Origin of the sequence: Methyloceanibacter methanicus, assembly GCF_001723285.1 — a bacterium.
Taxonomy (GTDB): Bacteria; Pseudomonadota; Alphaproteobacteria; order Rhizobiales; family Methyloligellaceae; genus Methyloceanibacter; species Methyloceanibacter methanicus.
Genome location: NZ_LPWG01000002.1, coordinates 193879 through 206332, shown reverse-complemented (window position 1 = coordinate 206332; position 12454 = coordinate 193879). Strand labels below are relative to the sequence as shown.

Annotated in this window: 15 protein-coding genes and 1 pseudogene; 5 read left to right on the top strand and 11 right to left on the bottom strand. The window is 65.3% G+C overall.

All coding sequences use genetic code 11. The features are described 5' to 3' along the window. Nucleotides 1–20: 20 nt before the first annotated feature. A complete protein-coding gene (locus tag AUC68_RS01575) occupies nucleotides 21–2102 on the top strand; it encodes a putative bifunctional diguanylate cyclase/phosphodiesterase (protein WP_069436033.1) in 2082 nt (693 codons plus the stop codon). Here the strand turns inward: AUC68_RS01575 and AUC68_RS01570 are convergent. After that, nucleotides 2099–2704: a hypothetical protein gene (locus AUC68_RS01570; protein ID WP_069436032.1), complete on the bottom strand. Its 606-nt coding sequence runs from the start codon at nucleotides 2702–2704 to the stop codon at nucleotides 2099–2101. The two genes, AUC68_RS01575 and AUC68_RS01570, sit on opposite strands and share 4 nt — an antisense overlap. A gap of 151 nt (nucleotides 2705–2855) precedes the next feature. On the opposite strand from AUC68_RS01570, the gene dapB reads away from it, so the two are divergent. Further along, complete coding sequence (dapB, locus tag AUC68_RS01565) at nucleotides 2856–3662, top strand: 4-hydroxy-tetrahydrodipicolinate reductase (RefSeq protein ID WP_193407068.1); 807 nt, start codon at nucleotides 2856–2858, stop codon at nucleotides 3660–3662. A gap of 205 nt (nucleotides 3663–3867) precedes the next feature. After that, complete coding sequence (locus AUC68_RS01560; RefSeq protein ID WP_069436030.1) at nucleotides 3868–4521, top strand: 2,3-bisphosphoglycerate-dependent phosphoglycerate mutase; 654 nt, start codon at nucleotides 3868–3870, stop codon at nucleotides 4519–4521. A gap of 2 nt (nucleotides 4522–4523) precedes the next feature. Here AUC68_RS01560 and AUC68_RS01555 read toward each other — a convergent pair whose 3' ends face one another. Further along, complete coding sequence (locus tag AUC68_RS01555; RefSeq protein WP_069436108.1) at nucleotides 4524–5048, bottom strand: DUF2244 domain-containing protein; 525 nt, start codon at nucleotides 5046–5048, stop codon at nucleotides 4524–4526. Here AUC68_RS01555 and nth point away from each other — a divergent pair. Next, complete coding sequence (nth, locus tag AUC68_RS01550; RefSeq protein WP_083240291.1) at nucleotides 5034–5801, top strand: endonuclease III; 768 nt, start codon at nucleotides 5034–5036, stop codon at nucleotides 5799–5801. The genes AUC68_RS01555 and nth overlap by 15 nt on opposite strands. On the opposite strand, the gene AUC68_RS01545 is transcribed toward nth, so the two are convergent. Continuing rightward, nucleotides 5798–6526, bottom strand: a complete 729-nt coding sequence (locus AUC68_RS01545) for a sulfate transporter family protein (RefSeq protein ID WP_069436029.1) — start codon at nucleotides 6524–6526, stop codon at nucleotides 5798–5800. The genes nth and AUC68_RS01545 overlap by 4 nt on opposite strands. 106 nt (nucleotides 6527–6632) lie before the next feature. Here AUC68_RS01545 and AUC68_RS01540 point away from each other — a divergent pair, with 106 nt between their 5' ends. Then, complete coding sequence (locus AUC68_RS01540) at nucleotides 6633–7631, top strand: adenosine kinase (protein WP_069436028.1); 999 nt, start codon at nucleotides 6633–6635, stop codon at nucleotides 7629–7631. A 3-nt stretch (nucleotides 7632–7634) separates the two neighbouring features. Here the strand turns inward: AUC68_RS01540 and coaA are convergent, their stop codons facing one another. The 8 genes and pseudogenes from coaA to hisB all read right to left on the bottom strand — a co-directional run bounded on the left by coaA (nucleotide 7635) and on the right by hisB (nucleotide 12413). Beyond that, the gene (gene coaA / locus AUC68_RS01535; protein ID WP_083240290.1) at nucleotides 7635–8582 is read right to left on the bottom strand and encodes a type I pantothenate kinase; all 948 of its coding nucleotides are present in this window, start codon (nucleotides 8580–8582) and stop codon (nucleotides 7635–7637) included. 21 nt (nucleotides 8583–8603) lie between these two features. Further along, complete coding sequence (locus AUC68_RS17320) at nucleotides 8604–8807, bottom strand: phosphoribosyl-ATP pyrophosphatase (protein ID WP_244500333.1); 204 nt, start codon at nucleotides 8805–8807, stop codon at nucleotides 8604–8606. 37 nt (nucleotides 8808–8844) lie between these two features. Then, nucleotides 8845–8937 (bottom strand): annotated as a pseudogene (locus AUC68_RS18510) (hypothetical protein); the annotation flags it as partial. Nucleotides 8938–8997: 60 nt separating this feature from the next. Beyond that, nucleotides 8998–9774, bottom strand: coding sequence for an imidazole glycerol phosphate synthase subunit HisF (gene hisF, locus AUC68_RS01530; protein WP_069436027.1), 777 nt, complete (start codon nucleotides 9772–9774; stop codon nucleotides 8998–9000). A gap of 4 nt (nucleotides 9775–9778) precedes the next feature. Then, nucleotides 9779–10534: a 1-(5-phosphoribosyl)-5-[(5-phosphoribosylamino)methylideneamino]imidazole-4-carboxamide isomerase gene (hisA, locus tag AUC68_RS01525; protein WP_069436026.1), complete on the bottom strand. Its 756-nt coding sequence runs from the start codon at nucleotides 10532–10534 to the stop codon at nucleotides 9779–9781. 13 nt (nucleotides 10535–10547) lie between these two features. Next, nucleotides 10548–11198, bottom strand: coding sequence for an imidazole glycerol phosphate synthase subunit HisH (gene hisH / locus AUC68_RS01520; RefSeq protein ID WP_069436025.1), 651 nt, complete (start codon nucleotides 11196–11198; stop codon nucleotides 10548–10550). A 4-nt stretch (nucleotides 11199–11202) separates the two neighbouring features. Next, nucleotides 11203–11721, bottom strand: a complete 519-nt coding sequence (locus AUC68_RS01515; RefSeq protein WP_069436024.1) for a DUF2628 domain-containing protein — start codon at nucleotides 11719–11721, stop codon at nucleotides 11203–11205. 59 nt (nucleotides 11722–11780) lie between these two features. Then, complete coding sequence (gene hisB / locus AUC68_RS01510) at nucleotides 11781–12413, bottom strand: imidazoleglycerol-phosphate dehydratase HisB (RefSeq protein ID WP_069436023.1); 633 nt, start codon at nucleotides 12411–12413, stop codon at nucleotides 11781–11783. Between the last annotated feature and the right edge of the window lie 41 nt (nucleotides 12414–12454).

The window sequence follows — 12454 nt, the reverse complement described above, 5'->3', positions numbered from 1 at the left end:
ACGGTAGGAAATACGCACATATGTCTGAATTCGATACGCGCGACCGATGGATCATGCTGGGCCTCGTGGCTTTGGGCCTGTTTACGGTGATGGCGGCCGTTCTATCCGGTCGATCGGCCATCGATTATGCGCTCGAGGTCGAGGCCGCCGACGCCGCCAAGGCCTGGGGCACCGAAACCGACAAACGCCTGCGCCGCATCCTTGAGGAGCCCGAGGCCGTTCCCACCGACGACAGCCTTCAGATCCTGCAGCCAGAGGCGCTGCGGCAACGACTCGCACGGGGGACGGACGAGGCGCCCAGCGTCCCGAAGGCCTCTGTGGGCGAGAGCCACCAGATGTTCGCAGAGCGCATCCGTTGGCTCACGGGCGGACTCTTCGCGGCCGACACGGGCGGCTCCAGCGACGACTATGTGAGCAAGATGGACGGTTTCGCCGTGCTCACGCCGCGCGGCGAGACCCTCGCCGTGGGCGGCCGGGTGGCGCCGGGCGCGCTGTCCGGCAAGCTTGAGACAGAGACAGCCAAAACGGCCTTGGCCGAAGCGGTCGCGCAGCAGAAGGTCGCCGTCTCGGCGGTCCCGGATCAAGACAGGGACAGCCTCGTCTTCGTCCCTGTCACGCAAGGGGGAAACGTCTCCCATGTCTATGCCTTCGACATAGACCAGAGCGCGGCGGCGGCGCTGACGAATCTCGCACTCGTCGTCGTGACGGTGACCACCAGCCTCCTGATCGTCATGGGCTTTTCGGTCCCCGCGGCCATTGCATCGCGGCGCATTCGCGAGCGCTGGCAGGCAGAGGACAAGATCCGCTATCTGGCCATGCACGATTCGCTGACGGGGCTGCCCAACCGGCTGCAGTTGCGGCACCATCTGGAACAGGCGGTCGCCCGGGCCAAGCGCCATGACACCAAGATTGCCGTCTTCGGGTTGGATCTGGACCGTTTCAAGAACGTGAACGACACGCTCGGCCATGCGACGGGCGACGCGCTTCTGGAAGAGGTCGCCGCGCGGCTGGTCGAGACCCTTCGCGAGAGCGACGTGGTCGGACGCATGGGCGGCGACGAGTTCGCCATCGTGGCCGAGCAAATCACCGCGCCCGAGGATGCCATGAACCTGGCCCGGCGCGTTTGCGGCGCGCTCGGCGCCCCGTACAATGTCAACGGTCACGAGATCATCACATCGGCAAGCGTCGGAATCGCCCTTGGGCCCCTCCCCGACCAGCCGGTCGAAATCCTGATGAAGAATGCGGACCTCGCGCTGTACCGGGCCAAGCAGGACGGCCGCAACACGTTCCGCTTCTTCGAACCGGCCATGGACGCGGCGCTGCAAAGGCGCCGCCGCCTGGAACACGACCTGCGCAACGCCATTCGCAAGCACCAGCTCTATCTCGATTACCAGCCCCAGTTTGGCCTGAGCCACGGCGACCTCACTGGCTACGAGGCCCTGGTGCGCTGGTGGCACCCGGTGGAGGGCGAGATTCCGCCGTCGACCTTCTTGCCGATTGCCGAAGAGACGGGGCTCATCGTGCCGCTCGGCGAATGGATCCTGAAGACGGCCTGTACCTACGCGCTGGGCTGGCCGCCCGAGACCAAGCTCGCCGTGAACCTGTCTCCGGCGCAATTCAAGACCCAGGACGTCTACGCGCTCGTGCGCCGCGTGCTCATGGAGACCGGGTTGGAGCCGGAGCGCCTCGAGCTCGAAATCACCGAAGGGACCATCCTGCAGAATACGGACGCCGTCATCGAGACCCTGACCAAGCTGGACCAGCTCGGCGTCTCCATCGCCATGGACGACTTCGGCACCGGCTATTCGAGCCTGTCCTATCTGACCCGCTTCCCGGTCAAGAAGATCAAGATCGACCGCTCCTTCATCGACACGCTCGGCTCCAATCCGCAAACAAGCGCCATCGTCTCCAGCATCGTCGGCCTGGGTCAGTCCCTGGACGTCACGATCACCGCCGAGGGGGTCGAGACAGAAGGCCAGGCCGCCATGCTGAAGCATTGGGGCTGCGATCAGGTCCAGGGCTATTATTACGGCCGCCCAGAAGCCGAAGTCCCGAGCGATCCGCTCGAGGACATACCGCTCGACGCGGCCGAGGTCGCCTAGCCTGCCGGCGCTGCGTCGAACGCGTCTCTCGCCTTGTCGATTGGCTTCCCGTCCGCACCGTAGGTTCGCGGCCGGTCGCGCTTGCACGAAAACCGGCGCGCGTCTTCGTCCGCCACCTCGCGCGCCAGTCTGTTCGCATCGGCGTTGTTCTCGGCCCGCACATAGGCCACGTGGCATGAATCGGTCTCGCCGAGCTTCGTGACGACGAGGGTCGAGCCCCGGCTGGTGCCGTCGTTGTCCCATCGGAACCGCAGGATGGTCGCGAAGGGCTTCCCGTCCTCGAGGCGCCACTCGAGTGTCTCGCCGATGGAGTTGAAGACCGGAAGGGTCTGCCGGGCCGCGGTCTGATCGCCCGCGCCCTTGCCGTAGGACACGAACATCCGCAGATCGCCCTCGGCGACACGGACCTCGGTTCCACCATAGCCCTCGCAGCGGAATACCGCTCCATGCTCGGCCATCTCCGGCGGGGTGACGTTGTCGCACGACTCCAGGACGAGGGGCGTATACGCACTTTCGATGACCCCTGCGACCGCTACTGCAGGGAGAACCAGCCCGGCGGCACCGAGCAGGATGGCAAACCTACGCATCGCGGATTGGGTCATGTTTGTCGGCTCCCTACTATGGTCCAGTGGATTGCAGCCATCGCCGCACTTGTGACCGGCCGCCCGCCGTCCTACAACGGCACCGCACAAATTTGCAGTCAGCCGTCCTATCATGGCGGCGTGACGAACGCATCGGGGGGCGCCACGCACGATGAGTGACATGAGGATCGCGGTTCTCGGTGCTGCCGGACGCATGGGCCAGGCCTTGACCCGAGCCCTGCACGCGACGCCAGGCTGCGAGATCGCCGGGGGTCTCGAGGCGAAGGGGTCGCCGGCCGTGGGCCGGGACCTCGGCGAGATCGCCGGGCTCGAGACCATCGGTGTGCCCGTCACAGACGATCCCCATGCCCTGTTCGCCCATGTGGAAGGCGTCCTCGATTTCACCCTGCCCAAGGCGACGACGGAGTTCGTGGCGCTCTCGGCGCAGGCCCGGATCGTCCACGTCATCGGAACCACGGGCTTTACCGACGACCAGCTCGCCAAGCTCGACGCGGCCGCGCGTCACGCCACGATCGTGAAGGCGGGGAATATGAGCATGGGCGTCAATCTCATGGCCGCGCTCACGAAGCGAGTCGCGGAGATCTTGGGACCTGAATTCGACATCGAGATTCTGGAGATGCACCACCGCCACAAACGCGATGCGCCCTCAGGGACCTCGCTCATGCTGGGCGAGGCAGCGGCAAACGGCCGCGCCGTCGCGCTGGCCGAGAAGGCCGTGCGGACCCGCGACGGCGACACCGGGCCGCGAAGAGAGGGCGATATCGGATTCGCCGCGCTCCGGGGCGGCGACGTGGTCGGCGAGCACAGCGTGATCTTCGCAGGCCCGGGCGAACGCATCGAACTCACCCATATCGCCTCGGACCGCGGCATTTTTGCCCGTGGCGCCGTTCGGGCGGCACTTTGGGCGAGAGGGAAGCCGCCTGGGCTATACACAATGGCGGATGTGCTCGGATTGTAACAACGCGATGATAGTTCGTTTATCGGCCGTTCTGAGAGAGGACGCTAAGGTCTTGTTATCCTTGCAGCCAAAAAGTCACCCCATTGGGCGGCGATAGTGACCTTGGCTCTTAACTCTGCGGGACTATAGTCACCACCAATCAAGAGACCGCAAAGGCGTCACAGGGCCAATCGAGCAGACAATGACAGGGTGTCATTCAGGGGACATGCTTCAAAAAACCAGCGATCGACGGCAAGATTCAGATAATGTTCTTGTTTTGGTCCGGCATGGCCAAAGCGAGTGGAACCGCCTCAATATGTTCACGGGCTGGAAGGATGTCGGCCTCAGCGAGGAAGGCGTCTCCGAAGCGCATCGCGCGGGCCAGCGGCTCAAGGAGGAGGGGCTGGTCTTCGACAGCGCCTTCGCATCGACCCTGAAACGGGCCCACAACACGCTCGACATCATTCTCGACGAAGTTGGTCAGGGGAAGCTCCCCATCATCAAGGCCGCAGCCCTCAACGAGCGCGACTATGGCGACCTTGTCGGAATCAACAAGGAAGAAGCCCGCAAGCGTTTCGGGGCCGAAAAGGTCCAGATCTGGCAGCGCTCCTACGATGTGGCGCCCCCGGGCGGCGAATCCCTGAAGGACACGGCTGCACGCGTCTGCCCGTTCTTCGACCGCTGGATCGTGCCGGAGCTGCAGTCGGGCAAGAACGTGATTGTCGTCGCTCACGGAAACTCGCTCCGCTCGCTGATCATGGAGCTGGACAAGCTCAGCCCGGAAGAGGTTCAGCACTATTCGCTGGCGACGGCCACGCCGGTGATCTACCGCGTCATGGCGGACGGAACCCTCACCGAGAAGCGCAGCCTCGCCGCTTGAGCTCAAGCGAACGCGGTCTGTCCCGTGTCCGGCGCGCGGACCTCGCGCAGTGCGTCTTTGAGCGCATCGGCAAAGTCCTCCCGTTCCGGGTCTGTCAGAAAAGCCCCGAAAATCAGCCGTTTACCGTGACTAGCGAGCGACAGCTCGGATGACAATCCGACCCGCTCGTCGACCCGGACACGCACCCAATAAGGATTGAATTGCCAAGACTGTTCCCTGCCGTCCGGCGCGACGCGCGTGACGGTTAGGGCATCGCCCGTGAGCGCGACCGTCTCGTAGACCCGCAAGGCGCGGAAATTGATCCGAAACGCCACATAGATGAGAAGGACGTCGAGGCCCATGAAGCCCACCACGGGCCAGGCACCCATGAGAAAGAACAGGAGCCCCGTCCCGAACGAAATCGTGCTCACCGCGAGCATGAAGATCACGAACCCGCGCGGCCCCAGCGAACGGTGCGGGGTCAGCACCGCGCGGAAGCTCGGTTCCGGGTTATCAGGGCCTTGCGGCAAGGGATGCGTCTCTGTCATAGCGTTGAAGGTAGTACAGCCGGGAAAGGTGGCATAGCGCAAGTGGCCGCTCGAGCAAAGAAACGTGAGGCGCCGAAGACCAGGGCGAAGCGGCGGGCTTCACGCACCAGACTCACGCGCGCGCAGATCGAGGAAATGTTCGCGCGGTTCGAGGCCCTCGATCCCGACCCGCGCACGGAGCTGGAGTACCGCGACCCCTTCACGCTGCTCGTAGCCGTGGTTCTCTCCGCCCAAGCCACCGACGTGTCCGTCAACCGGGTCACGCCGGCCCTGTTCGAGGCGGCCGATACGCCCGAGAAGATGGTCGCGCTCGGCGAAGAGGCCGTCAGTGAGCGGATCAAGACCATTGGGCTCTTCCGGAATAAGGCCAAGAACGTGATCGCGCTTTCGCGCAAGCTCGTCGCCGAGCACGACGGCAAGGTGCCCGCGCGCCGCGAGGCGCTGGAAGCCTTGCCGGGTGTGGGACGCAAGACCGCAAATGTGGTGCTCAATGTCGCGTTCGGCCAGCCGACGATCGCGATCGACACCCATATCTTCCGGGTCTCGAACCGGACAGGGCTCGCACCCGGAAAGACGCCCCTCGAAGTCGAGCACACCTTGGAGCGCGTCATCCCCGAGCAATACAAGCTCCATGCGCACCATTGGCTGATCCTGCACGGACGCTATGTGTGCAAGGCGCGCAAGCCCGAGTGCTGGCGTTGCCATATTCGCGATCTATGTGCGTTCAAGCAGAAGGTCGAAGCGCCGGCCTAGACGCGCGTGGTCTGCGCGAACGGGTCGCGCGCCCCATTGCGCTCTCCGGCCCCCGGCAGGCGTGCGTTCGGTTTCGCGGCGATGTGCTTCCACACGCGCACCATGAACCCGGTCGCGAAGAGCGGCGTCACGAGATTGAGGATCGGCACGGACGCCAGGGCCGCGATCACGAGCCCGCACAGCAGGATGGGCGTCCCGTTGGCCTTGCGGATGCGTTTGGCCTCGCGCTCGCTCACATGCCGCATGGCCGCGAGCTCGAAATATTCACGGCCCAGCAGATAGCCGTTGCCCACGTAGAACGCGATCAGATTGACGCCCGGCACCAGCAAGAGCAGCAGCGCGATCAGGTTGACGATCAGCACCACGAAGAAGAAGCGGATCGCGAGCCAGATCGACCGGGCCGTCGGAAGTTCCCGGCCCGGCGGATCGCCGGGGAAGTTCTGCCGCTCGACGACGCCGGCGATATCGTCGAGATAGAGGCCCGCGATGAGCGACGTCACCGGCGGAATGAGAAAGATCGAGCCCGCGACCAGCGCGAGGCCGCCGAGCCACTGGATCGTGGTTTCGATCCAATCCGGCCAGACGACGAAATACGAGAACGACCACACGGCCAGCGCAATGAGCCCCGCGAGCAAGGCCAGCGTGAAGGCCACGCACTTCACCATGACCGCGCGAAACGGCGGCGAGAAGAGCTCCTCGAAGGCTTGACGTGCTGCGTTAAGCATGAACTTGTCCTGCTTCGGTCTGCTGGGGGAATATAGCGAGCGAAAATCGCAGCGCCAGCGGCCGCACCGGATTGACCAATTTCGAACGGGGAGACCTTGCGAGACTATGGCTGCAAAGACCTATGACGTGGTTGGCATCGGCAATGCCATCGTAGACATCATCGCCCGCTGCGACGATGCCTTTCTGTCCAAGCGCAACCTAGACAAGGGCTTCATGCGGCTGATCGATTCGAGCGAGGCCGCGGAGCTCTACGAGGAGATGGGTCCGGCCACGGAACGCTCTGGCGGATCGGTCGCCAACTCGATTGCGGGCCTTGCCTCGCTCGGCGCCAAATGCGGCTTCATCGGCCGGGTGGCCGCCGACCAGTTCGGCGGCATCTTCCGCCATGACATCCGTTCCTTGGGCATCGAATACGGGACCGAGCCGGCCGTCGATGGGGCGCCGACCGCGCGCTGCCTCGTGCTCGTGACGCCCGACGGCGAACGCACCATGAATACGTTCCTCGGTGCAAGCGTGGACCTGACCGCCGCCGATATCGATGCCGACCTCATCGGCGCGGCCAAATTCGTCTATCTGGAAGGCTATCTGTTCGACAAGGACGCGGCCAAATCCGCCTTCCGGGAAGCGGCGAAGCTCGCGAAGGAGGCGGGTGCCAAGGTGGTCCTGTCCCTCTCCGACCCGTTCTGCGTCGACCGGCACCGCGAGGACTTCCGCGCGCTCGTCAAGGACGGAGCCGACATCGTGTTCGCCAACGAGAAGGAGATCACCTCCCTCTACGAGACCAACACGTTCCTGGAGGCCGCCGACGCGGCTCTGCAGGACTGCGAGATGGCCGTCCTGACCCGCTCCGAAGCCGGATCGCTGATCGTCGGTGGCGGGGAAACGACGGAAGTTGCCGCCGAACCTGTTTCGCAGGTCGTCGACGCCACCGGTGCGGGCGATCTTTACGCGTCGGGATTCCTGTTCGGCCTCTCCCGCCGCATGCCGCTGGCGGATTGCGGACGGCTGGGCAGCATTGCCGCGGCCGAAGCGATCTCCCACATCGGCGCCCGTCCCGAGACCAATCTCCTGGACCTGGCCAAATCCCGCGGGCTTCTGTCGTAAGAGTCAGAGCTTCCGGAGTGCCACACTTTCAACGGCATGGCCCTCGCCCTTGCGCACGATGAGATCGGCGCGCTGGCGCGTCGGCAGAATGTTCTCGCGCAGATTGACGAGGTTGATCGTCCGCCAAAGCGATAGCGCGGTTGTGCGCGCCTCGTCCTCGGAGAGCGTCGCATAGCGATGGAAATAGGCCGCCGGATCGCGGAACGCGGTTTGGCGCAAGCGCAGGAAGCGCTCCACATACCATCGCTCGACGAGCGCCTCCGCGGCGTCGATATAGATCGAGAAATCGAAGAAGTCGGACACGAACGGTATGGCCTCGCCGTCCTTGGGCAGGATGGCAGGTTGAAGCACGTTGAGCCCTTCCACGATAACGATGTCCGGATTGTCGACGGCGAGTGTGTGGCCCTGCAGCACGTCGTAGACCACATGGGAATAGACGGGGGCTTCGACGCGCGCCTTGCCGGATTTCACCTCGCCCCAGAAAGTTGAGCAGCGCCGGCAGATTGTAGCTCTCGGGAAAGCCCTTGCGGCGCCCCCGGTCTTCCAGTACGGCGTCGGGAACAGAAAACCGTCGGTCGGCACGAGGGCCACGTTGGGATGGCTCGGCCAGCGCGCAAGCAGCGCCTGGAGCACGCGGGCCGACGTGCTCTTGCCGGCCGCAACACTGCCCGCAAGCCCGATGACGAACGGGACCTTGCCGTTGCCCTTGCGCAGGAACTCCTCCGTGACGCCATGCAAGCCTTGGGAGGCCTCGACATAGAGATTGAGCAGACGGCTCAGGGGCAGGTAGACGTCGACCACCTCGTCCGTGGAGACGCGCTCGGTGACGCCGGAGAGATTTTCGAGATCCGCCTCGTTGAGCGTGAGCGGCGTGTCCTCGCGCAAGCGCGCCCATTCCATGCGCGAATACATCGTGTAGGGCGAGAAGGCGACGGCGGGGCTGGTGTCCATCACGAAAGCGCCCGTGTCCGGCTAGTCCGCCGGCCCCTTGGTGCGCGGACGGCCGTCGCGGCGCGCAAGACCGGACGTGCCCATGCGGTCCTCGAGCACCGCGCACACGTCCGCAAGACCGATCTCGCGGGACTCGAGCAGCACCAGAAAATGGTAGAGCAGGTCGGCGCTTCGGAGATGAGCGCGTCCCGGTCCTGCGCGGCGGCGCGATCGCCACCTCGACACCCTCCTCGCCCACCTTCTTGGCCGACAGGATCGGATCGTCCAGAAGCTGCCGCGTGTAGGACTTGTCGGACGCGGCGGTCCGGCGTTCGCGGATCGTGGCGGCGAGCCTATCCAATGCATCCTTGGTCATGTCGTGGCTCATACACCGTGGCGCGGCTGCTGGGAATAGGCGGGAACGCTCATGGGCGGCTCAAGGGTCCAGCCGTATGGGCAGCCCCGCATCGGCCATGAAGCGCTTGGCCTCCCCGATCGAGTGCTCGCCGAAGTGGAAGATCGAGGCGGCCAGGACCGCCGAGGCGTGCCCGTCGCGGACCCCGTCCACCAAATGCTGCAGATTGCCGACGCCGCCCGAGGCGATGACCGGCACGGTCACAGCGTCCGCGATCGCGCGGGTCAGAACGTTGTCGAAGCCCATGCGCGTGCCGTCCCGGTCCATGGAGGTCAGGAGAATTTCGCCCGCGCCGAGCGACACGACCTCTTCGGCATAGGCGATGGCGTCGATGCCCGTGGGCTCGCGCCCGCCATGGGTGAAGATCTCGAAGCGCGGCGCCTTGCCGTTGGCGCCGACGCGTTTGGCATCGATCGCCACCACGATACATTGCGCGCCGAACTTCTCGGCCGCGCGGCGGACGAGTTGCCGGTCGCGCACGACGGCCGTGTTGATCGAGACCTTGTCCGCGCCCGCTTCCAGCAGCGCCCGAACATCCTCGGTCGACCGGACGCCGCCGCCGACCGTGAGCGGCATGAAGCAGCGCTCGGCGGTGCGGCTGACGATGTCGAGGATCGTGCCCCGCTTTTCGTGGCTCGCGGTGATGTCGAGAAAGCACAGCTCGTCCGCGCCGGCCTCGTCATAGGCGGCGGCGGCTTCCACGGGATCGCCCGCATCGCGCAAGTCGACGAAGTTCACGCCTTTGACGACACGGCCGTCCTTCACGTCGAGGCAGGGAATCACACGGACTTTGAGCATCGCGTCAGTACTGCCCCGTCACGCCGTGATGGCCGTATTTCGCGGCGATGATCCCGAGCGCCTCGCCCGGGTCGAGCCGGCCGTCATAGAGCGCGCGTCCCGCGATGGCGCCGTCGAGTTTGGCATAGCGCGATTCCACGAGGCGCTTGATGTCGTCGATGGAAGCAAGACCGCCCGAGGCGATCACCGGCACGGAGACCGCATCGGCAAGCTCGGCCGTCGCATCGAGGTTGAGCCCTTCGAGCAGGCCATCGCGGGCGATGTCGGTGTGGATGATGGCGGCGACCCCCACATCCTCGAACCGGCGCGCGAGATCCAGCGCCGTCATCTCCGATGTCTCCGCCCAACCCTCGATGGCGACCTTGCCGTCGCGGGCGTCGATGCCGACCGCGATGCAGCCGGGGAATCGCGCCGCCTCGCGCACGAGATCGGGATCGCGCACGGCCGCCGTGCCGAGGATCACCCGGTCGATGCCCTTGTCGAGCCAGAGGGCGATCGTGTCGATGTCCCGGATGCCGCCGCCGAGTTGGATGGGCAAATGGCTCGCCGCGAAGATCGCCTCGACCGCCGGCCCGTTGACGGGCTTGCCCTCGAACGCGCCATTGAGATCGACCACATGGAGCCACTCGAAGCCTTGGTCCTCGAAGGTTTTCGCTTGGGCTGCTGGGTCAGCATTGAAGACCGTGGCCTGGTCCATCGCGCCTTGGCGCAGACGCACGCATTGACCGTCCTTCAAATCGATGGCGGGGAATAGGATCATGAAACGCGTCTTCCTAGGGCTTCCATTTCAGGAAATTGGCGATCAACGCCAATCCCAGTTTCTGGCTCTTCTCGGGGTGGAACTGGCTGCCGGCCACATTGTCCCGCGCCACGAAGGCGGTCACCGCACCGCCGTAATCCGTGGTCGCCACGCGGGTCTCGGCCGCCTTGGGCACGAAGTGGTAGGAGTGCACGAAATAGGCGTGCAGGCCACTCTCGCCTGTGGGGATTCCCTCGAACAGCGCGTGATCGCGCTCGAGGGTGAGCGTGTTCCAGCCCATATGCGGGATCTTGAGCGCGACGTCGTCGGGCTCGATGGCGCGCACTTCGCCGCCGATCCAATCGAGCCCCGGCGTCACGCCGTGCTCCAGCCCCCGGCTCGCCATGAGCTGCAGGCCGACGCAGATGCCGAGGAACGGTGCGCCGCGTTCGGTGACCGCCTCGCCCAGCGCCTCGATCATGCCCGGCACGGCCGCGAGCCCCGCCTTGCAGTCGGCGAACGCGCCGACGCCCGGCAGAACGATGCGGTCGGCGGCGAGCACGTCGTCCGGCTCCGCCGTCACATGGATCTCGAGCGGCGAACCGAGCTCGCCGGCCGCGCGCTCGAAGGCCTTCGCGGCGGAATGAAGATTCCCGGAGCCGTAATCGATGATGGCGACATGCATGGCGCTAGCTCCGCGGAAACGAGCCGATCACTTCGTCGCCGCCAAGCGGGCGGGTCGGCACGATCGCGGGAGACTTCGCCGGCACGGGCAAGTCCGCGGGCACGGCCGGCTGTGATTGCGCCTGCTCGGGAAGCCAACGGGTGAAGAAGCGCGTCTCGGCCTCGGTCTGGTCCCGGCCCCAGGCGGTGCCGGCGAATCGAAAGCCGCGGCGCCGCAGGGCCCAGGCGCGCAGATCGTTGGCCTCGAACGCGAACAGAACCGTGAGGCCGAGCGAGGCCCAGCCCGCGAGGTCTTTCCCAACCGGATCGTTTCCGAAGATCGCCGGCAGCGATAGGAAGACGGCCAGGAACGCGAGGAGCTCGAGCCACATCCGATGGTAGATCAGCCAAAGGATGGGCACGATCAGCGCAATCCAGGCAAAGCCCTCCTTCACGAAGGCGATCTTTTCGGCGCGCGCTTCGGCGCCGGCATCGCCTTGGCCCGAAGGCGCATCGGAAGGCTCATAGACGGAATAGACGGTCACTTTACGTTACGCTCAACCTCGATCGGGCGTTCGCACCGGAACGCCGGCCCAATGGACCCTCACAATTGCCCCTTGGTGGAGGGCACCCGCCCGCTTTGCCGCGCGTCGATGGACACGGCCTGGCGCAACGCCCTTGCAAGGGCCTTATAACAGGTCTCGGCAACGTGGTGGTTGTTCTCGCCATACAGGGTCTCGACATGGAGCGTGATGCCTGCGTTCTGCGCGAACGCCTGGAACCACTCGCGAAAGAGCTCCGTGTCCATCTCCCCGATCTTGGAGCGGGTGAATTCCACCTTCCACACGAGGAACGGGCGCCCGGACACATCGACCGCGACACGCGTCAGCGTCTCGTCCATGGGCAGGTAGCAAGACGCATAGCGCGTGATCCCCGCCTTGTCGCCGAGGGCCTGCGCAAAAGCCTGCCCCAGGACGATGCCGGAATCCTCCGTCGTATGGTGCTGGTCGATGTGAAGATCGCCGTCCGCCTTCAGAGCGATGTCGAACAGCCCGTGACGGGCGAGCTGTTCCAGCATGTGGTCGAGAAAGCCCACGCCCGTGGCGACGTCGTACGCCCCCGTACCGTCGAGATTGACGGTGGCGCTGATACTCGTTTCCTTGGTGCGACGGTCGACCGTCGCGGTCCGGTTTTCTGCCGGCGCGGCGGACTCCGCGGATTTGCTTCGCTGTTGCATGTCTGCCAGCCTAGCCCAAAGGCTCTTAGCAATTCGCTTCC